Source organism: Streptomyces sp. NBC_00659, from assembly GCF_036226925.1.
Lineage (GTDB): Bacteria > Actinomycetota > Actinomycetes > Streptomycetales > Streptomycetaceae > Streptomyces.
Genome location: NZ_CP109031.1, coordinates 1,381,770 through 1,400,994 on the forward strand (window position 1 = coordinate 1,381,770; position 19,225 = coordinate 1,400,994).

The 19,225-nt window shown below is 69.2% G+C and carries 16 protein-coding genes; 10 read left to right on the forward strand and 6 right to left on the reverse strand.

Annotated elements, in window-relative coordinates:
- Positions 1 to 61: 61 nt before the first annotated feature.
- Positions 62 to 412: a VOC family protein gene (locus tag OG410_RS05920; RefSeq protein WP_329298148.1), complete on the forward strand. Its 351-nt coding sequence runs from the start codon at positions 62 to 64 to the stop codon at positions 410 to 412.
- A gap of 169 nt (positions 413 to 581) precedes the next feature.
- A complete protein-coding gene (locus tag OG410_RS05925; protein ID WP_329298149.1) occupies positions 582 to 974 on the forward strand; it encodes a MarR family winged helix-turn-helix transcriptional regulator in 393 nt (130 codons plus the stop codon).
- Positions 975 to 997: 23 nt separating this feature from the next.
- On the opposite strand, the gene OG410_RS05930 is transcribed toward OG410_RS05925, so the two are convergent.
- On the reverse strand, positions 998 to 1,411 hold the full coding sequence (locus OG410_RS05930) for an SseB family protein (RefSeq protein WP_329298150.1): 414 nt from the start codon (positions 1,409 to 1,411) through the stop codon (positions 998 to 1,000).
- Between the two features lie 195 nt (positions 1,412 to 1,606).
- On the reverse strand, positions 1,607 to 4,576 hold the full coding sequence (locus OG410_RS05935; protein ID WP_443063718.1) for a carbohydrate binding domain-containing protein: 2,970 nt from the start codon (positions 4,574 to 4,576) through the stop codon (positions 1,607 to 1,609).
- A gap of 293 nt (positions 4,577 to 4,869) precedes the next feature.
- Here OG410_RS05935 and OG410_RS05940 point away from each other — a divergent pair, with 293 nt between their 5' ends.
- Positions 4,870 to 5,886, forward strand: a complete 1,017-nt coding sequence (locus OG410_RS05940) for a permease (RefSeq protein ID WP_329298151.1) — start codon at positions 4,870 to 4,872, stop codon at positions 5,884 to 5,886.
- Positions 5,883 to 6,698, forward strand: a complete 816-nt coding sequence (locus OG410_RS05945; RefSeq protein WP_329298152.1) for a TIGR03943 family putative permease subunit — start codon at positions 5,883 to 5,885, stop codon at positions 6,696 to 6,698. Before OG410_RS05940 ends, OG410_RS05945 begins: the two co-directional genes overlap by 4 nt.
- Positions 6,699 to 6,740: 42 nt before the next feature.
- On the opposite strand, the gene OG410_RS05950 is transcribed toward OG410_RS05945, so the two are convergent.
- On the reverse strand, positions 6,741 to 7,514 hold the full coding sequence (locus OG410_RS05950) for a TetR/AcrR family transcriptional regulator (RefSeq protein ID WP_329298153.1): 774 nt from the start codon (positions 7,512 to 7,514) through the stop codon (positions 6,741 to 6,743).
- A gap of 290 nt (positions 7,515 to 7,804) precedes the next feature.
- Here OG410_RS05950 and OG410_RS05955 point away from each other — a divergent pair, with 290 nt between their 5' ends.
- The 5 genes from OG410_RS05955 (at position 7,805) to OG410_RS05975 (ending at position 14,428) form a co-directional block, all read left to right on the forward strand.
- On the forward strand, positions 7,805 to 9,517 hold the full coding sequence (locus OG410_RS05955) for an MFS transporter (RefSeq protein WP_329298154.1): 1,713 nt from the start codon (positions 7,805 to 7,807) through the stop codon (positions 9,515 to 9,517).
- A gap of 386 nt (positions 9,518 to 9,903) precedes the next feature.
- Positions 9,904 to 11,016, forward strand: a complete 1,113-nt coding sequence (locus OG410_RS05960) for an aminotransferase class V-fold PLP-dependent enzyme (RefSeq protein WP_329298155.1) — start codon at positions 9,904 to 9,906, stop codon at positions 11,014 to 11,016.
- A gap of 221 nt (positions 11,017 to 11,237) precedes the next feature.
- Positions 11,238 to 12,317: a DUF1152 domain-containing protein gene (locus OG410_RS05965; protein ID WP_329304034.1), complete on the forward strand. Its 1,080-nt coding sequence runs from the start codon at positions 11,238 to 11,240 to the stop codon at positions 12,315 to 12,317.
- The gene (locus tag OG410_RS05970; RefSeq protein ID WP_329298156.1) at positions 12,314 to 12,655 is read left to right on the forward strand and encodes a hypothetical protein; all 342 of its coding nucleotides are present in this window, start codon (positions 12,314 to 12,316) and stop codon (positions 12,653 to 12,655) included. Before OG410_RS05965 ends, OG410_RS05970 begins: the two co-directional genes overlap by 4 nt.
- 261 nt (positions 12,656 to 12,916) lie before the next feature.
- Positions 12,917 to 14,428, forward strand: a complete 1,512-nt coding sequence (locus OG410_RS05975) for a DUF4246 domain-containing protein (RefSeq protein ID WP_329298157.1) — start codon at positions 12,917 to 12,919, stop codon at positions 14,426 to 14,428.
- Between the two features lie 189 nt (positions 14,429 to 14,617).
- On the opposite strand, the gene OG410_RS05980 is transcribed toward OG410_RS05975, so the two are convergent.
- Positions 14,618 to 15,433, reverse strand: a complete 816-nt coding sequence (locus tag OG410_RS05980) for an endo alpha-1,4 polygalactosaminidase (RefSeq protein ID WP_329298158.1) — start codon at positions 15,431 to 15,433, stop codon at positions 14,618 to 14,620.
- Positions 15,434 to 15,983: 550 nt separating this feature from the next.
- On the opposite strand from OG410_RS05980, the gene OG410_RS05985 reads away from it, so the two are divergent.
- Positions 15,984 to 17,231, forward strand: a complete 1,248-nt coding sequence (locus OG410_RS05985; protein WP_329298159.1) for an MFS transporter — start codon at positions 15,984 to 15,986, stop codon at positions 17,229 to 17,231.
- A 243-nt stretch (positions 17,232 to 17,474) separates the two neighbouring features.
- Here the strand turns inward: OG410_RS05985 and OG410_RS05990 are convergent, their stop codons facing one another.
- Positions 17,475 to 18,242, reverse strand: coding sequence for an SDR family NAD(P)-dependent oxidoreductase (locus OG410_RS05990; protein ID WP_329298160.1), 768 nt, complete (start codon positions 18,240 to 18,242; stop codon positions 17,475 to 17,477).
- The gene (locus tag OG410_RS05995) at positions 18,239 to 19,210 is read right to left on the reverse strand and encodes a fumarylacetoacetate hydrolase family protein (protein ID WP_329298161.1); all 972 of its coding nucleotides are present in this window, start codon (positions 19,208 to 19,210) and stop codon (positions 18,239 to 18,241) included. The genes OG410_RS05990 and OG410_RS05995 overlap by 4 nt, the downstream gene beginning before the upstream one ends.
- Between the last annotated feature and the right edge of the window lie 15 nt (positions 19,211 to 19,225).

Genomic DNA, 19,225 nt, shown 5'->3' on the forward strand with positions numbered 1-19,225 from the left:
CGGATCGCCGACGGCACCACAGCCGGCCGCCACGGCCGCCATGCAGCGCACAGGAGTCGAGATGACCGCCGGAGTCAAGACCATCATCTACCCCGTCAAGGACATCGCGAAGGCGAAAGCCCTGTTCACCCTGCTGCTCGGGGTGGAGCCCTATGTGGACGAGCCGTACTACGTCGGTTTCAAGGACGCAGGCCAGGATGTCGGCCTCGACCCGAACGGCCACTCCAAGGGCCTGACCGGCCCGGTCCCCTTCTGGCACGTCGACGACATCAAGACGACCCTGGCGGCCCTGCTCGAAGCGGGCGCCGAGACGCTCCAGGAGGTCCAGGACGTGGGCAACGGCCGGCTGGTCGCGTCGGTGAAGGACGCGGAAGGCAACCAGTACGGGCTCATCGAGGACCCCACCACCTGACAGGGGGCACGGGCGGGGGCGGGCGGCGCGGATGCCGGAGGTGTCGCGGGTGGTACGGGCGGCGCGGATGCCGGAGGCGGTACGGGCGTCAGGGGTCTCGTAGGCGACTGGATGCAGGCACACTAATTGCACACTCAACTAGTGGCCCGATCTCTGTTACCGTTCAGTTATGGCAACGAAAACGCCAGGTTCCCGGCTGGAGGACCAGTGGCGGGACATCCTCTCGGTGCACGCCCGCACGATGTGCGAGATCGACCGCGTGCTGCATCCGCACGGCCTGGGAGCCAGTGATTTCGAGGTCCTGGACATCCTCGTATCGGAGACGGTCACGGAGCCCGGCGAACATTGCCGGGTGCAGAACATCGCGGACCGGGTCCATCTGAGCCAGAGCGCGCTGTCCCGTCTCATCGGCCGGCTGGAGAAGGACGGCCTGGTGGAACGCACCATGTGCCAGGAGGACCGTCGCGGAGTGTGGGTCGCGCTCACCCGAAAGGGCCGCGAGCTGCACGCCGAGGTGCTCCCCCTTCAGCGGTCCGCGCTCGACCGCATGCTGAACGGCTGATCCACCCGCCCCGGGCTTCGCCGCTACCGCGCCAGCAGCGTGCGCACTCCCTCGGAGGTGAGCGTGAGGCCGTGCGGTGAGGCCGCGTCGATGACGAGGTCCAGATCGGCCGAGGGCCACTGGGAGGCGAGCGCGGCCAGGGGCACGAGACGGTAGCGGGAGACGGAGGGCAGGAGCTCGGCCAGCTCCTGCTCCGAGGTGAACACCGGAACCACCTGTCCGCCTTCCGGGTCGTCCAGGACGGGCAGTGCCACGGCGTGGGGGTCGGCGATGTCCTCGTCCGAGGCGTCGTCCGGCACGGGCACCAGGACGTCGCTGCCGGCGAGGGTGTCCAGCGCGGCGGTGTCGTCGGTGTCCACGGCGAGGGTGTCCAGCGCCTCCTGTGCGGGCGTCGCCGCGCGTGCGGTGGGGTGGTTGTTGTTCAAGGGCGTGTCCATGGCAGATCCCCGGTTCGTGGCGGGCGGGCGGCCACCCGGGCCGGTCTGGCTCCCGGGCATGTCGACGGTCACGTACCCAGCGCTCCGCACGCCATTCATCCTGGGCCCCGCCGGCTGCGGTGTCCCGCCCGGGCGTGGGGAGCCCGGGCGGGACCACGGTGACCGCCGCTTCCGTACGGGTCCGACGGTCGCGGGCTACTTGAGGTAGGGCCCGTCCGTTCCGATCTTTCCGGGGCCGTTCAGCACGTAGACCCGCAGGTTTCCCTTCCCCGGCGCGGCCACCGACAGGGTGCCGCCGGTGACGGTTTTCACCGCGCCGGTGACGGCGTCCGTGTAGGTGCCGTTCGGGATGCCGGTGAACGTCGCGTCGCCGGTGACCGTGACGAGGGCGAAGCTGTCGGTGGACCCGCTGGTGTAGCGGCGCTTGAAGGCCATCGAGCCGCTGATGCCGTCCGTCGAGTACTGCCCCGACTGCAGGGCCGGGATCGCCCGGCGGATCTGGTTGAGCCGCTGGAGGTGCTTGACCAGCGGCTGTGCGAGGGTCGTCGCGACCTCACCGCTCGCGGAGTCGGCCTTGCCGAAATCGGAGGCCGTGACGCTCCCCGCGAGATGGTCGCCGTAGTAGGCGCGCCCGGTGGTCGCCAGCGGGCAGGTCGGCCCGCAGTCGATCTGCTTGCCCGCCTGGAACTCGATCTCCGATCCGTAGTACAGCGTGGGGATGCCGCGGAAGGTCCACATCAGGGACATGTTCTCGGCCCAGGCGTCGGTGCCGCCGCTGTAGCGGGTGCTCGACTTGTTCGGGCCGTAGTCGTGACTGTCGACGTAGACGACGTTGTACGTGGCGTCGTTGACGGAGTCGTCGGAGTCCTTGCCGTTGCTGTAGGCGTTCTGCGCGTCACCGAAGTTCATGTGCATGCGCATGTCGATGATGTTCATCCCGGAGAACTGGCTGCGGTCCGGGGTGTGGTAGCTGTTTCCGCTCAGGAAGGCGTTGGCCGAGGTCGGCTGGCTGCCGGTGCCGAGCTGCTCCTCGTAGTTGTACTGCTCGATCGCCGCCGTCACGTCGTCCGCGCTGTACTCCTTGCGTTCCTTCCAGGTGAAGAACTGCGCCGAGTGGTTCACCGAGCCGCGGTTCCACTTGTCGTTGACGAAGGCGCCGACCTCACCGAAGACGAAGAAGTTCTTCGCCGCCTCCGTGCCGAACCGCTGGGTGACCCGGTCGTAGATGGCCGGCAGGAAGCGGCGGTTCCAGGTGACGCGCGGGATGTGGACGGCCGTGTCGACGCGGAATCCGTCGACGCCCATGTCGATGTACTTGTCGTACGCGCCGATCAAGTAGTTCTGGACGGTGGCGTTCTCGGTGTTGAAGTCGGCGAGGTCCTCGTGCAGCCAGCACGAACGGGAGTCCTCGCCCTCCCAGTTGCCGATCCAGCACTGGTGGTAGTACGCCTTCGGGAACATGCCCGAAGTGGGGCTGGGCCACTGGCAGTTGTATACGGTGTAGCCCTCGGCGCTCTTGCCTCCGGTGGGCTTGCCCCAGTTGAGGCAGGTGTTGCCGGAGGGTTCGGCGGTCGACCACAGGTCGCCGTTGTAGTACGACTTCCCGGACTTGGGCTCGACGGTGAGGCCGTCGTACTCGAAGCCCTCGTTCTTCTCGTCGTAGTACCAGCTCCACTGCGTGTCCCGCACGCCGTACACCGTCGGGGTGAACAGGCCTTTGGCGCCCCAGCGGGAGCTGTGGTTGTAGACGACGTCCTGGTAGATCTTCATGCCCTTGGCGTGCGCCGCGTTGATCAGGTCCTGGTAGGAGGCGCCGGCCGACTCCAGGCGCGGGTCGACCTTGTAGAAGTCGTAGCCGTGATAGCCGTGGTAGTCGTAGTCGGAGCGATTGAGGACGACCGGGGTGATCCAGACGGCCGAGAACCCGAGCGCCTTGATGTAGTCGAGTTTGCCGACGAGACCCTTGAAGTCGCCGCGGAACATGGGGTCGTTGTTGGCCGCGTTGCCCGACTTGACGTCCTGGCTGCCGCCGCGGTTGTTGGAGCTGTCGCCGTCGTAGAAGCGGGCGGTGAGGACGAAGTAGATCGGGTCCTTGCGCGGGTCGGTTCCAAGAGGCGTCCCCGAGGCCGGTGCGGGGGCCTTCTCCCCGGTCGTGACGGTGGCCGCGGCGGAGGCGGGCGAGGTGTTCCCGGCCGCGTCGACGGCCTTCACCGTGTAGGTGTACTGGGTCTTCTCCTCAAGTCCCGTGTCGGAGTACACCGTCGAGCCGACGTCGGTGACGACGCTTCCCTTGGTGCCACCCGTGCGCGTGAGTTGATACTTCGTCACGGCGGTGTCGTCGGTCGCCGGGTCCCAGCTCACGACCACCGAGGTGTTGGTGGCGGTCGCCGTGACCTTCGTGGGCGCGGTCGGTGCCTCGGTGTCGGGCTCTTCGGCGGCGCACGGGTCCTTGGCGCCGGCGGTGACGGTCCGGTCCTTCACCGTCGTGGTGCCGGCCGGGATCGCGTAGTCGGTGCCGTTGTTGTTGTCCCAGACGCCGTTGCCGTTGTTGAAGGCCGCCTTGAGCGAGGTCGCCGTACCGATGTCGAGGGTCTTCTTCCACCAGCCGGTGCAGGCGGTCTCCATGCCGACGCCGGGGGCCGTCGTCCAGGTGCCGCCGGTGGGCGCGTAGTGGATGTTGGCCGTGGTCCAGCCGGAGGTGGCGGTCGAGTAGTACACGGTGGCCTGGTTGCCGCTGCCCGTACCGGTGTCGGCGCACGGGTCACTGTGGGCGATGACACCGTCCTTGACGGTGATCGTGCCGGTGCCCAGCGCGTAGTTGCTGCCGCCGTTGTTGTCCCAGGTGCCGCTTCCGTTGTTGAAGGTGGCCTGGAGCCCGGCGGCCGAGCCGAGGTCGACGGTCTTCTTCACCCAGTCCGTGCAGGCCGCCTCCATCTGCACTCCCGGCACCGTGGTCCAGGAACCGCCGTCCGGGGCGTAGTGCAGGTAGGTGGCGGGCCAGTTCTTGGTCTTCGTGTAGTAGAAGACGGTCGCCGTCGTGGAGGTGGCGGCCGTGCTCTCCATGGGGACGGCCCCCGTGTCCGGCGGGGTGAGTCCGAACAGTCCGGTCACCGCCAGGAGCGCCATGAGCACTCTCAGCGGTGGTCGTTGACGTCTGCGGCGCATGGTGCGGCTCCAATGCGGGTGCGGGGAAGGGGAGTTGCCTTGCAAGAAGAACCGGCAAGTTCCTGAAAGGGCTTGCGGCCCGGAAGCTACAGGTCCATGACAGCCACGTAAAGAGATGTGACACGACCTCGACACACGGTGCGCACCGGCGCCCCCGGTCCGGTGAAGGTCAAGAAACCCCCGGGCGCGGGCAATCCCCTCGTCACGCGGTGAGAAGCTGTGGCCTGACCGGCGTATTCAGGGCGGGAGGGCATCCTCGGCCGCGCCCTTCCCCGACCGGAGGTACATCGAGCATGACCGTCACCAAGGAAGCCCCGCCGCCGGTCCGGCGCCAGGACGCGGACGACCAGGGCCGGCAGGGCTGGCACCTCGACTCCCCGCTCGCCCTGACCATGCTCCTGCTGCTGGTCGTCGCGTCGCAGGGGCCGATCCGCGGAGCGCTGTCCGCACCGGTGATGCAGAGCTGGATGACCGTGTTCGTCGCGGTGGTGGTCCAGGCCCTGCCCTTCCTCGTCCTCGGCGTCCTGCTGTCCGCGGTCATCGCGGTGTTCGTCCCGCCGTCGTTCTTCGCCCGAGCGCTGCCGAAGCGGCCGGCGCTCGCGGTGCCGGTCGCAGGGATGGCCGGGGCGGTCCTGCCCGGCTGCGAGTGCGCCTCCGTACCGGTCGCGGGGGCGCTGGTGCGCCGCGGGGTCACCCCGGCCGCGGCCCTGGCGTTCCTGCTGTCCGCCCCGGCGATCAACCCGATCGTGCTGACCGCGACGGCCGTCGCCTTCCCCCGCAACCCCGAGATGGTTCTCGCCCGCTTCGTGGCCAGTCTCCTCGTGGCCTGTTCGATGGGCTGGCTGTGGCAGCGTCTCGGCCGCAGCGACTGGCTGCGCCCACCGGCCCGCCCCGCGCACGACGGCCTCGGCAAGGGGGCCGCGTTCTGGGGCTCGGTGCGGCACGACGTCATGCACGCGGGCGGGTTCCTCGTGCTGGGCGCGATGGCCGCCGCGACGCTCAAGTCCGTCGTACCGGCGAGCTGGCTGCACGCCGCGGCCGGGAATCCGGTGGTGTCCGTCCTGGCCCTGGCGGTCCTGGCCGTGCTCCTGTCGATCTGCTCCGAGGCCGACGCCTTCGTCGTCGCCTCGCTGACCCAGTTCTCGCTCACCGCCCGGCTGGCGTTCCTCGTCGTCGGCCCGATGATCGACCTGAAGCTCTTCGCCATGCAGGTCGGCACGTTCGGCCGCGGCTTCGCGGCACGGTTCGCGCCCACCACCTTCGCCCTGGCGATCCTCATGTCCGTACTGATCGGGGCGGTGCTCCTGTGAACCGGCAGGCCCAGGCGGCCGTACTCTTCCTCCTCGGCGCGGCGGTGCTGCACGCGAGCGTCACGGATCTCTATCTGCGGTACGTCAAGGCCGGGTTGCGGCCCCTGCTGCTCGCGGCCGGTGTGGTGCTCATCGTCACGGCCCTCGCCACGGTCTGGTACGAGGTACGCGAACACCGGAAGGCCTCCGCCGACCGGTCCGGCGACGGACACGACGCCGAGGACATGCACGGGCACGGGCACGAAGACGCCGAGCACGGGCACGGACAGGGGCAGGACACCGAGCACGGGCACGGACACACGCATCGGGAACCGCGGATCTCATGGCTCCTCGTCCTCCCGCTGCTCGCGCTCATCCTGGTCGCCCCGCCCGCCCTCGGCTCCTACAGCGCGATGCGCACCGGTACGGCACTCCAGGCCCCCTTCGGCTACGCCAAGCTGCCCGCCGGTGACCCGGTCCCCCTCGGACTGGTCGACTACGCGAGCAGGGCGGCGTACGGCCACGGCCGCTCCCTCGACGGCCGGCAGGTCAAGATCACCGGTTTCGTCGCGCTCGACAGCGCCGGCGCTCCCTATCTCGTCCGCATGGCCCTCAACTGCTGTGCCGCCGACGCCCAGCCGGTCAAGATCGGCCTGTCCGGACAGATTCCGCCCGTCCTGCGGCCCGACACCTGGCTCGAAGTCACCGGCCGCTACACGCCCAAGCGCACGAAGGACCCGGTCAACGGCGGGCTCATCCCGTACCTCGACGTCAGCTCGGCGAGGCCGGTCCCGACGCCGCGCGATCCGTACGACGAGAGCTGGAACAACTGAGCCGAGAGGGGCGGGACGGATCCACGACGGCCCGCCCCGGGCTCAGTCCTTCCGCTCCGGGAGATAGCTCGCCAGACCACGCAGGATGATCTCCAGACCGATGTCGAACCGCTCGTCGGAGGAGTCCGTCACCATCACCCCGGCCAGGGCACGCAGATGGGGGAAGTCCGCCGCAGGCAGGGACGCGAAGTAGTTCTGCATCTCGTCGGCCATCTCACGCCAGTCGGGGCGGGCCAGGGAGGAACCGTCACCGCCGTGCCGGGCGGCCCGGTCCTGCCACATGCCCTCCTCCAGGACGAACCCGTCGATGTAGGTGGAGATGAGGTCACCGGCCTCCGCCGCGATGCGGTCGGGCAGTCCGGCGGTGCGGAAGACGGCGAGCAACGCCTCGACGTGCGGCAGCAGTTCGGCGGTGAAGGGGACATGGGCCATGGAGATCCTGGCCATGTCGCGATGGGACAACAGACGCTGCCGCCCGACGCGGGCGTAGTCCCGCACCTGCTCCCGCCACCGCTCCGGGTCGGGTTCGGGCATCGTGAAGCCGTCGAAGAGCCGGGTGTACATCAGCTCCAGGAGGTCGTCCTTGGAGCTGACGTAGGCGTAGAGGGCGGAGACCGCGACCTCCAGTTCGGCCGCCACCTGACGCATCGACAGCTTGTCGAGACCGGACCGGTCCAGCACGACGAAGGCGGCCTCGACGATGCGTTCGCGCGAGAGCGGCGCGCGCACCGGGGTGACGCGGGCTCGGACGGGACGCTCGCGCTCCCAGGGGGACGGCGGGGGTGATTCGGGGGTGCCGGCGGCCGCGTCACTCATGACGACAGTCTAGGCGTCGGAGAGCAGCGTTCTCCCCTGGAGAGCGGCGTTCACCACCACCCAACGCGATATATCTTGTCGTCGTCGCGGAGTTGCGCTATATCTTAATGAACGCCGTTCTCTTGCCGAGCAGTGTTCTGTTGATGATCACTGTTCTGTTAGGGTGAACGGTGTTCACCGGCGTCTCGTCCGCTGCTTCTCCCTCGTGACGGCAAGCCGGGCAGCCACATCCATCCGCCCCACCGCGCCCCGGCCGTACCCCGGCGCGGCCTCTTCGCGAGGAGTTCCCGATGTCCACCACCGGTGTCGCGTCCGCCGAGACGCCCATCGACTCACCAGCGCCCTACCGGTGGCGCTGGGCTGCGCTGTTCGTGATCCTCGCGGCCGAGGTGATGGATCTCCTCGACGCCGTCGTCACGAACATCGCCGGTCCCTCCATGCGGGCCGACCTCGGCGGCGGCGCCTCCACACTCCAGTGGCTCGCCGCCGCCTACACCCTCTCGATGGCCGTCGGGCTCGTCACCGGAGGACGGCTCGGGGACATTCACGGTCGCCGCACGATGTTCCTGGTCGGAGCCGCCGGCTTCACCGTGGGTTCGCTGCTGTGCGCGGTGTCCGTGTCCCCCGGGATGCTGATCGGCGCGCGGATCGTCCAGGGACTGTTCGGCGCCGTGATGCTGCCGCAGGGCCTCGGCATGATCAAGGAGATGTTCCCGCCGAAGGAGTCGCAGAAGGCCTTCGGCATGTTCGGCCCGGTCATGGGCCTGTCCGCGGTGTGCGGACCGATCCTGGCGGGCTGGCTGGTCGACGCCGACTACTTCGGTACCGGCTGGCGCATGATCTTCCTCGTCAACCTGCCGCTGGGCGCCGCGGCGATCCTCGGCGCCGTGCGCTACCTGCCGAGGGGCAGGTCCGACAGCAAGCCGCGCCTCGACATCCCCGGCATGATCCTGGTCTCGCTGGCCGCGCTGCTCATCATCTTCCCGCTGGTCCAGGGGCGTGAGTACGACTGGCCCGTGTGGACGTTCCTGATGATGGGCACCTCCGTCGTCGTCTTCGTCGCCTTCGCCGTGTACGAGTCGCGGCGCAGCAGGGCCGGTCTGGACCCGCTGGTCGTCCCGAGCCTCTTCCGCAAGCGCGGCTTCAGCGGCGGCATGATCCTCGGGCTGGTCTTCTTCTCGACCATGCAGGGCTTCATGCTCGTCTTCAACCTCTACACCCAGCTCGGCCTCGGCTACTCGCCGCTCAAGGCGGGCCTGGTGATGGTGCCCTGGTCGGGCGGCATGATCGTCGGCTTCGGTATCGCCCAGGGAGTGGTCCGGTTCGGCCGGACCGTGCTCCAGGCGGGCGCGCTGGTCATGGCGCTCGGTGTCTTCGGCGTCTGGCTGACCCTCGACCAGGTGGGGTCCGGCGTCGGCCCCTGGCAGCTCCTGCCCTCGCTGCTCGTCACGGGCATCGGGATGGGCCTGCTCATGGCCCCGTTCTTCGACATCGTGCTCGCCAGCGTGGAACAGCACGAGACGGGGTCGGCGTCCGGAACGATGACCGCGGTCCAGCAGCTCGGCGGCGCCTTCGGCGTGGCCATCCTCGGCACGGTGTTCTTCGGTCTGCTGGGCGGCGGGATCGCCACCGCCGTCGACCACCGCTCGGACGACCTGCGAGGACAGCTGACCGCCGCGCATGTCGCACCCGCGGCCCAGGAACGCATCGTGTCCGGCCTGCGCACCTGCACCTCGGACCGTGCCACGGCCAAGGACCCCGCCGCGACCCCTGCGTCCTGCGCGCGCCTGGAGAAGGACACCCGGTCCGCCGTCACCTCGCCCGAGGACGGCGCCCGGATACCCGCCGCGCTGCAGGCCACCGCGTCGTCGGCCTTCCGGAGCGGTTTCGGCTCCGTCATGCAGACGCTGCTCTGGATCGTCGACGGCATGCTGGCCCTGACGTTCCTGCTCGCGTTCCTCCTGCCGCGCCACGCGCGCCCCGAGGAATCCGCCGGACACTGAGCCCCGGCGGCGCCGACGCCGGCGATGTCACCTTCGGCTTCGGCTTCGGTGAACCGCAATGGCTTCGGTGAACGGCAACGGCTTCGGTGAACGGAACGGCCGGGCACTCCCCAGGGGGTGCCCGGCCATCCCGGTTTATGTGCGGTCGGCACCCGGGCCGACACCCGGGGCCAACCCCGAGCCGGTGCGCGCGGAGCGCGACGCGTACCGTGCAAGCGGGTGGACACGCGCCCGGGAGGGCGAGAACCGGTGATCCGGGCGCGTCACCCCGCGGCACCGCTCACCCGGCGGCCCCGCCGTCACACCCGACCGACGTGCCCGTCCGCACGTCCGGAACCGTCCCGAACCGTCTCGGACTACCCGCACCGTCCCGGAGGAACGAGCCCGTGCTCACGTCGTACGCAGCCCACTTCGACACACCCGCCGGGTATCTCGACTTCGCACGGTTCGGCCCGCCGTCACGGGACGCCGTGGCCGCCACCGCGCGAGCCATGGAGGAGTCCGCCCGCGCAGATCACACCACCGTGGACGGCCTGATGCGCGCGGAAGCGGTCGCACGGGACACGGCCGCGCGTCTCGCGGGCACCGACAGCCGGCACACCGTACTGCTCCCCAACGCCTCCACCGGACTGTTCCACGCCGCCCTCGGCATCCCGGAGGGTGTGGTCCTCGCGCCGCGCTCCGACTTCCCCGCCAACCACTATCCGTGGCGCCGTACCGCCGACCTGGGCCGGGCCACACCCCGCTGGCTCGACCCGGCGACCGGCGGCGGGGTCACCCCCGAACTGGTCCGTGCCGCCCTGACCGACGACGTCGTCGCCCTGTCCGTCAGCGCCGTCGACTTCCGCACCGGATTCCGCGTCGACCTCGCGGCACTGCGCGAGACGATCGGACCGGACCGGCTGCTGATCGTGGACGCCATCCAGGCGTTCGGCGTGGCCGCGATGGACTGGAACGCGGCCGACGTGGTGGTGGCGGGCGGTCAGAAGTGGCTGCGCGCGGGCTGGGCGACCGGTTTCGCGGCACTGTCCGACCGCGCGCTGGAGTCCCTGGAACCGGTCCTCACCGGCTGGACGGGCGTCGAGGACGTCGGTCTCTTCGACGGCGCGGAACACCCGCCCGCGACGGACGCGCGGCGATGGTCGATCACCAATCTCAGCCCGGTGACGGCCGCCGCGTTCGCCGCCGCGCTGGACCTCGTGGAGCGACACACCGTCACGGCGATCGAGGCCGCCATCGCCACCCGGATCGCCGAACTCACCGAGGCCGTCGCCGCACACGGCGGCCGCGTCCTCTCCCCCGCCGACCCGGCACGCCGCGCGGGCATCCTCTCCTTCACCATGCCGGACCACGATCCGTCCGTCGTCGCGAAGGCTCTGCACGCCGAGGGCGTCACCCCGACAGTGCGCGCCGACTCGCTCCGGCTCTCCCCGCACGCGTCGACCCCGCCGGAGGCTTCCGAACGGGTGGCGGCGGCCCTGTCGTCGCTGGGGAACTGAGTCCGCTTCAGCCCAGAGATACGGCGGGACAGTTCCGCCTCGGCTCCTGGAGCGCCGGCCCGAATCGAAGCGCATCGGGGCGAGGCGGAGGTTCCGACGACCGCACCACCAGCACGCCGGATCGAGCTCCGGCGCCCGGCTCAGCCGCACATGCCCATGCCCGTAGCCGCCATAGGGCGAGTGGCCGGCAGGGAAACCCGTACGCTGCGAGGGTGACCCGCATGATCGTGGCAGCAGGAGGAGGGGGCGACGCAGTCGCCGCCGCAATGCTCGACGCAGCCCTCTACGGGGGTGACGACCGTCCGGCGGTGATCCTCACGTACGCGTGGGACCGCCTCCTGATCGACCCTGTGCCGGGACCCCGAGGACCGGAGAACTTCACGGGTCTGCGTTCCCTCACGCGAAGCGTCTGGACCGTCCCTGCCGACGCGAAGCCCATCGCCCCCGCAGGCTCGACCCTCCCTCGCCTGGCAGCCGAACTCCCCCACACCTTCGCCCTGATCGACCCCCTGCACGGCGCCGAGGGCATCACACGCCAGCTCGAAGAACTCGTCGAGCACCTGGCCCCCGAGTCCATCGACCTCCTGGACGTGGGCGGCGACATCCTCGCCAAGGGCGACGAGCCCACCCTGCGCAGCCCGCTCGGCGACGCCCTCACCCTGGCCGCTTGCTGCCAAGTCAACGCGCCGGTCAGGCTCCTGGTCGCCGGTCCCGGCCTGGACGGAGAACTCCCCGCAGAGCTTCTGGCCGACCGAATGGACCCCGCAACCCTGACGCTCACGGCCGAGCACGTCGAACCGATCAGCTCAGTCCTGGAATGGCACCCGTCCGAGGTGACCGCGATGCTGGCAGCCACAGCCCGCGGAGTACGCGGATTCTGCGAAATCAGGGACGCCGGCCTCCCGGTCCCGCTCACCGACGAAGGCCCCACCGTCCACGAAGCGGACCTGAACGACGCCCTCAACCGCAACGAGCTCGCGCGCGCCATCCTCGCAACCGAAACCCTCGCCGAGGCGGAGCAGCACAGCCGCGAGATCTGCGGCTACTCGGAGATCGACTACGAGCGCAACAAGGCCAATTGGCTCGACAGCCGGCCGGAACAGAAGATCGACCCGGAAGCCACGCTCCGCCGACTCGACCAGTTCGAGGCCCAGGCCCGCGACCGCGGCAACACCCACACGACGTTCCGCAGGATCACCGAAGCCCTCGGCCTCAACGGCAAGCAGCGCCAGGACCTCAGAGCCCTGCTGCTCCGCAGCCGTCCGGAGCAGTACGAAGCCCCGCTGTGGCGCTTCACGTGAGAGACGACCACAGGCTTCCGGCCGACTCCGACCTGACCAGTGCCCACGGGGTACTCACCCGAACCAACTGGGCTGCGCTGCAACACGCTTATGGACGAGCCGCGGATGCACCCGAGATGCTGATCGCACTACTGAATACCGATCAGGGCGTGAGAACCAAGGCGCTGGGCGACCTGCACGACGTCTTGCACCACCAGAACACGATCTATGAGGCGACGGTGCCCACGGCCCGGTACGTGGCCGCGATCCTCTCCGATCCGAGGACGATGCTTCCGGTCGACAAGGTCCGAGGAACCTTTCCCGGATGTATGCGCGCCAAGCTGCTGACCGGGCCATAAAGGTCTCCGGGGACAAGCAAGAGTTGCGACCCGATCCCTTCAGAATCCATGGATGAACTCGTCGGCCCCGTTTGGTAATTGAACGAATTTCGTCCTCCACGGCAGGGTGCAACTACCCTGTGGGCGGCGGCAGCCCGGGAATCACGCGACCGCATCGAGGCCCTGGCCCCCGGACCAGCGGCGGCAGGGTCCACGGCCGCGGTGTCAGTCCGCTGAAGTATCCTTCCCGCCACCGCACACCGACTGGGAGGACCGAGAGAATTGACTGGCCTGGCTGCTTTTCCACTGCCTTTTCATGCTGCCCGTTCCATATCGTTCGCGACACCGCGAACGCTGCGGGAACTTGAGATGATGCAGTGCAGCGCACACATTCGGGCGAAGCCGGCGTGGTTCGACAAGATGAACGACGCCGACATCGTGGCCCGGTGGACGCAAGAGGCGGTCGCGCAGGGCCTCACCGAAGCGCAAGTCTCTTACGTGCTTGCCGAACTCGCGCATTACGCCGCGCTGCGGGACGGACGAACCGGCGTCGAGGTGTCCGCCGTCGACGGGGTGTGGCAGTCGGACACCCTGGTCGACGACAAGCTCGGAGCCCGACTGCGCGAAGCGGTTCAGGTTCTGGAGCAGGTCCCCGAAGCAGAACGGGACTGGCATCCCGGATCCGACGGCCAGGTACTGGATCTGGTACACCCCTCGCTGTTCTGCCTGGTGAGAGGGGTGAGCGGCGGGCCCGAGCGGGCATGGCAGAACCCGACGAGCCGCTACTCGAAGTACGAGTTCTCGGAGAAATTCCAGTGGCTGCCCACGGACGTCGACGTCAGTGACGACGGCGATGTCACCTTCCGTTCGTACGTCAACAACGTCCACCCCGAGACTCATCGCGAACTGGCCTCCGTCCTGACGGACTTGTTCGCACGCATGCGCCCGCTGCTGGAGAACGTGCTCACCGATCTGCGCCATCCGCGGCCCTTGCGGATCGAGGCCAATCCTTACGGGTGGTACGAGTCGCGGGAGCCGGAGTATCCGGACAAGTCCTCCTACAGTGATGGTGAGGCCTACGATGAAGCCCTCCGTGCATGGTCGGAGGCCCATGACCTCTGGTGGGAGACCCGCCGCCCGACCATCCCGGACGCCCCGGCCTTCACCCGGCCCGAGTTGCCTGACGAATCCGCCCGAGTCGACCTGCGCGGTCGCCGTCTCCAGGTCATCGTCAAGCTCGCCACCATTCATCTCACCCCGGACAAGCCCGAGTACGCCGGCGGATCCTGGCATGTCGAGGGGATGTTGAACGAGCGGATCGTCTCGACCGGCATCTACTACTGGGACAGCGAGAACATCACCGAAAGTCGGCTGAGCTTCCGGGCGGCGCTCGACGACCCGAACTACGAACAGAACGACGACAACGGGCTGCGTGAGGTCTATGGCCTGGAGGACGAAGACGCACTGAACCAGATGCTGGGATCGGCATCGACCCCAGAGGGCCGCTGTCTGGCGTTCCCGAACATCCTGCAGCACCGTGTCGGCTCATTCCGCCTCACGGACCACACCCGCCCGGGACATCGCAAGATTCTCGCCTTCTTCCTGGTCGACCCGTCGGAAGAGATCACCTCGACGTCCGACGTGCCACCGCAACAACCATGGTCCGACACCTCGACCATGACGCTTGAACAGGCCAAGGCCTACCGCGAACAGCTCATGCAGGAACGCAAGTTCTTCGTCGACGAACACAACGAGCAGCTCTACGAACGAGAGTTCTCGCTCTGCGAGCACTGAATCCTCCCGGTAACCGGTCACGGTCACTGTGCCGGCTTGCGGGCGGTCACCTCCATGATCTGGCCCGCGGGTTGGGGCATGTTCAGGTCGTGGCCGCCGCGCGGAACGGTGGAAGTCCTGCCGGCCTGCGACGGCGCCCAGCCGCCGCAGGCCGGCAGCCGACTCGACTCGGCCTGCGGTCGAGCAGACCTAGCAGGTCTTGCGCACGTAACCGCTGCTGCCCGCCGGTTTGACGTCCACGTCTCGCTGGACGATGCTCAGCGTGCTGCCCCATCCGTTGCAGGCCTTCGACCTGCCGGAGTTGGTGTACTCGATCACTATCACGTTGTTTCCGAAGGCGCTGGTGTAGTCGCCGCACTCGTCGTACTGGCCGCACTCCTCGGCCACGGCGAAGTCCAGGCCGTTGGCGGTGTGGTTGCCTGCCAGCTCGGGAGTGTTCTTCTGGCCGATGGCCAGGTTGTCCGCGTGGGCGCGGGCGGAGAGCAGCTTGACGAACGCCTGCGCGTTGCCGGCCGTCAGGCGATTCCCGGAACGGGTGTAGCTGTCGTAGTTGTCGGGCTCGATCGCCTGGAAACCCTTGCTCCTGCAGCTGTCGATCAGGCTTCCGATCCTGCCGGCGATCCGCTGCCGCTTGGCGTCGGTGCCGATGTCGAGGAAGGCCTCGCCCCAGTCCTCGTCGTAGACGACCTTGCCGGACGCGTCGCGCAGCAGCAGGTCGGGGTCCCACTCGTTCTCGGCACCCGGCTGTGCCTGGAAGGCGTTGACGTAGCAGATGTTGTACAGGCCTGCCGCCGGGGAGGCGGTGTTGTCCCGGGTGACGACCTTCACCCCGGTCGGCGGGGTGTAGGCGCCGCCGATCTGATAGTCGAAGCCGACGTGTGTGGGCGGCAGGGGCACGGATGCGGCCTGCGCGGTGGCCGCCGGGACGACCAGAGCGCCGACCAGCGCTGCCGCGCCGATGACGGTGCCCATGAGCTTGCGGGAAGGGGGGATGAAACGGCTCATGTGGATGAGCTCCCATGGGGGGAGAGGGCACGTCCCCGCCTCGGACGCGCAAGGCCGTCCTGGCGACTTGGGCCGGGCTCGTGGCGCGAGGCCTGCATACCGGCTGGGCGTGTCTCTGAACCGGAGCACGGCTCCGGTGTTGTCCGGAAGTAAAGCGACCGCCTGTAAAGATGTCAACGCCGGACTCCACGCCGACTGGTTCCCGCGTTTCGCGGCGCGAAGGAGGTGATGCCGCCGGGGTTGAGGGTGGCGTCGGGCCGGAGGCTGTCCCGGCGCTCCCAGATGGTGGTCGCGCCCGTGGAGGGAGCGTCCTGGCGGGCAGGACTGTTCCCCTTCATCCACGGCCTGGATGGTGCCGATCCGGAATTCGGATCGTTCGGAGGCTGGGCAACGCTGTGTGCGCCCCCGCATAGTCGTGCCAGTCCCGCACATGGAGTACCGAGGCCGGTCCGAGGCCTCTCATCGGTGTGCGGGAATCCCCTTCATGGCATGCCGTGCGCCCGGCGCACGTCAGGTGTGCCTGCCACCGTGCGAAGTTCCTGGAGCCTCCATGCCCGCTGACGCCCCACCGCCGACCACCGATGTCTCGGGGCCCGCCCACCGGCTCAGGATTTCCCTGCTCATGGCCGGCTCCTGCCTGCCGGTCCTGGGAGCCGTGCTGCTGGCTCCGGTTCTGCCGAAGATGCAGGACCACTTCGAGGGAACCTCAGGTGCCGAGGCGTTGGTGCCCCTGGTTCTGACCATCCCCGCACTGGCGCTCGCGCTGCTCGCGCCGTTCGCCGGAATGATCGTCGACCGGCTCGGGCGCAGGCGTCTGCTGCTCGTGGCCACCGTGGTGTACGCGCTGTGCGGCACGGCCCCTCTGTGGCTCGACTCGCTGGAGGCGATCCTCGCCAGCCGGGTCCTGGTCGGGCTCTGTGAAGCGGCCATCATGACGTGCTGCACCACGCTGATCGGTGACTACTACCAAGGTCTGCAGCGAGCGCGGTACCTGTCCCTGCAGACCATGTGCACCGCGGCGTCCGCGACGGTGTTCTTCGTGGTCGGCGGGGCTGCCGGTTCGGCCGGCTGGCGTGTGCCGTTCTGGCTCTACGCCGTGAGCCTTCTCATCGCTCCGCTCATGGCCATAGCCCTGCCGAGCGCAACGACGCGGACCTCTTCGGAGCATCGGACGCCGCTGGTCCCCGACCCGGAGCGTCACCCGTTCCCGTGGCGGCAGATGCGTGCCACCTGCGCCCTCACGTTCTTCGGAGCGATGGTCTTCTACACCGTGCCCGTAGAGATGTCGTACCTGCTCGACGATCTGGGGATCACCAGTTCCGGAGTCATCGGCCTGGCCACCGCGGTTGCCAGCGCCGCCACCGTCATCGGAGCGATGGTCTTTGCCCGGATGCGTCGTGCCCCGGAACAGGTACTGCCGCCGGTACTCGCCCTGTGCGCCATCGGCTTCGGACTGATGTACCTCGCGGACAACGCCCCGTTCCTGGTGGCGGGAGCGGTGGTCAACTGTCTCGGCACCGGCATGCTGCTGCCGGCCCTGCTGATCCGCGGTATGTCCCGGCTGGAATTCGCCGACCGGGGGCGGGGCACCGGGCTGTGGACGAGCGCGATGTTCGGCGGAACGTTCGTCCTGCCGCTGGCGCTGCTCGGGGTGGAGAAGGCCGTCGGGAGCCTGGCATCGGCTGTGGGCATGCTGGGGGTGGCCGCCGCGCTGGTGGCCGCCGGGCTGGTGTGGGCGCAGCGGCGGACAGCAGGTGTCGGACCGTACATGGATGTGGCGCAGGAACACGCCAGTTGAGGGCAATCGCTCCTCGGCACTCAGAACGGGACGGGCGGCGGCCCAGGAGCAGGGCCCCGGCAACGCCGGGGCCCTGTCGGAACGGGGTACGCGGCCGATGATCAGGCCGGCCGGCAGCCTGCCTGCCTGGTCATGCGACCGGTTGATGAGCAGACCGCCTCCTCGGCGCTCGCACTCACTTTGTTCACAGGATTCCTTCCAAGCGGGCTGAGGGTGACTGTGTTGCCCTGCTCCCCGGGCGATTCATCCGCCGGCCTCCGTGCGCGGAGCGTCCGAGACGGACTTGACGCCTCCGTGTGCGGTGAGGCCGCCGTCGACGGGGATCTCGGCTCCGCTGATGAAGGAGGAGTCGTCCGACAGCAGGAAGACGACGAGCGGGGTGATCTCGTCCACGGTTCCGGTGCGGCCGAGCGGAGTCTCGCGGATGTTGGCCATGCGGAACGCGGGGTGGGCGGAGGCGGTCATCTCGGTCTCGATGTAGCCGGGGTGGACGCTGTTGACGCGGATACCCCGCGGCCCGAGCTCGGTGGCGGCCGTTCGCGACAGACCGCGCAGCGCCCACTTGCTGGCCGTGTACGCGACCGGGTAGTGCGCGGTGAGGGCGGCGGTGGAACCCACGTTGACGATGGAGGCGCCCGGCGGCATCAACGGGCTCAGGTGCTGGATGCCGAGGAGTGGTCCGGTGACGTTGACGGCGTGGACGCGGGCGAAGTCCTCGGGGCGTACCTCGCCGAGGCGGGCACGCCAGGTGATGCCCGCGTTGTTGACCAGGCCGTGGACCTGTCCGTACGACTCCTCCAGCTCCGCGGCGAGCTGGGACCAGTCGCTCTCACTGGTGACGTCCAGATGGCGGCAGCCGGGGGCGGCGGCGATGTCGGTGGCGATCACCTGGGCGCCGGCGCGGGCCAGTGCTTCCGCCTCGGCGGCGCCCTGTCCTCGGGCCGCGCCGGTGACCACGACGACCTTGCCGAGCAGCGGCGTGGGGTGCGGGGCGGACGCGACGCCGGTCACGGGCGCTCCCGGCCGCGCCGGCGGCCGGCCGGGAGCGGCAGGACGTCAGGACCGGCCACCACGGTGTTGGAGACGGCGCCGATGCCCTCGACGGTGAGCGTGACGGTGTCGCCGGGCCGCAGCGGCGGCGGGTCCTGCCGCCCGCGGACGCCCCACAGTTCGGCGAGGCAGCCGCCGTTGCCGCAGGTACCGGAGCCGAGTACGTCGCCGGGCACCACCCGCGTGCCGCGTGAGGCGTAGGCGACCATCTCCTCGAAGGTCCAGCTCATGTTGGACAGCAGGTCCCTGCCGATGACCTGGCCGTTGACCTCGGCGGTCAGGGCCAGGCGCAGGAAACCGTCGGTGTCGCGGTACGGCTCCAGTTCGTCGGCCGTGACGAGATACGGGCCGAGTGTGGTTGCGGTGTCCTTGCCCTTGCAGGGGCCGAGCCCCACCTTCATCTCGGCGGACTGCAGGTCGCGGGCCGACCAGTCGTTGAAGACGGTGTAGCCGACGATGTGATCGCGGGCCTGTTCCGGGGTGAGGTCGCTGCCCTCACGGCCGATGACGGCCGCGACCTCGAGCTCGTAGTCGAGCGCGGCCGATCCGGGCGCCATCGGGATGTCGTCGGACGGACCAAAAACCGCGTGCGGGTTGGTGAAGTAGAAGGTCGGTGCCGCGTACCACTGCTCGGGCACGCCGCTCGCACCGTTCACGGAGCGCCGGACGCCCTCGACATGTTCCTCGAACGTGACGAAGTCCCGTACGGAGGAGGGCTGGAGCGGTGACAGGAGCCGCACCTGGGACACATGCGGTCCGGGCGGTACGTCCAGGGCGGCGGCGCCGGCATCCAGGAGGCCCGGCAGGCCGTCGCCGGTGCGGATCAGTTCGGTCAGTGAGCGGGCCCCCGGTACGGGGTACAGGGTGCCGTCCTCTTCGACGACGGCGACGCAAGGGCGGTGGTGGTGTTCGTAGGTGGCGAAACGCATGAGGGGTGCCTCTCC

Bases quoted from the DNA above. Each gene is read 5' to 3' on its own strand.
- OG410_RS05920 (WP_329298148.1), top strand. From the start codon at position 62: ATGACCGCCGGAGTCAAGACCATCATCTACCCCGTCAAGGACATCGCG.
- OG410_RS05925 (WP_329298149.1), top strand. From the start codon at position 582: ATGGCAACGAAAACGCCAGGTTCCCGGCTGGAGGACCAGTGGCGGGAC.
- OG410_RS05930 (WP_329298150.1), bottom strand. From the start codon at position 1,411: ATGGACACGCCCTTGAACAACAACCACCCCACCGCACGCGCGGCGACG.
- OG410_RS05935 (WP_443063718.1), bottom strand. From the start codon at position 4,576: ATGCGCCGCAGACGTCAACGACCACCGCTGAGAGTGCTCATGGCGCTC.
- OG410_RS05940 (WP_329298151.1), top strand. From the start codon at position 4,870: ATGACCGTCACCAAGGAAGCCCCGCCGCCGGTCCGGCGCCAGGACGCG.
- OG410_RS05950 (WP_329298153.1), bottom strand. From the start codon at position 7,514: ATGAGTGACGCGGCCGCCGGCACCCCCGAATCACCCCCGCCGTCCCCC.
- OG410_RS05955 (WP_329298154.1), top strand. From the start codon at position 7,805: ATGTCCACCACCGGTGTCGCGTCCGCCGAGACGCCCATCGACTCACCA.
- OG410_RS05965 (WP_329304034.1), top strand. From the start codon at position 11,238: ATGATCGTGGCAGCAGGAGGAGGGGGCGACGCAGTCGCCGCCGCAATG.
- OG410_RS05980 (WP_329298158.1), bottom strand. From the start codon at position 15,433: ATGAGCCGTTTCATCCCCCCTTCCCGCAAGCTCATGGGCACCGTCATC.
- OG410_RS05985 (WP_329298159.1), top strand. From the start codon at position 15,984: ATGCCCGCTGACGCCCCACCGCCGACCACCGATGTCTCGGGGCCCGCC.
- OG410_RS05995 (WP_329298161.1), bottom strand. From the start codon at position 19,210: ATGCGTTTCGCCACCTACGAACACCACCACCGCCCTTGCGTCGCCGTC.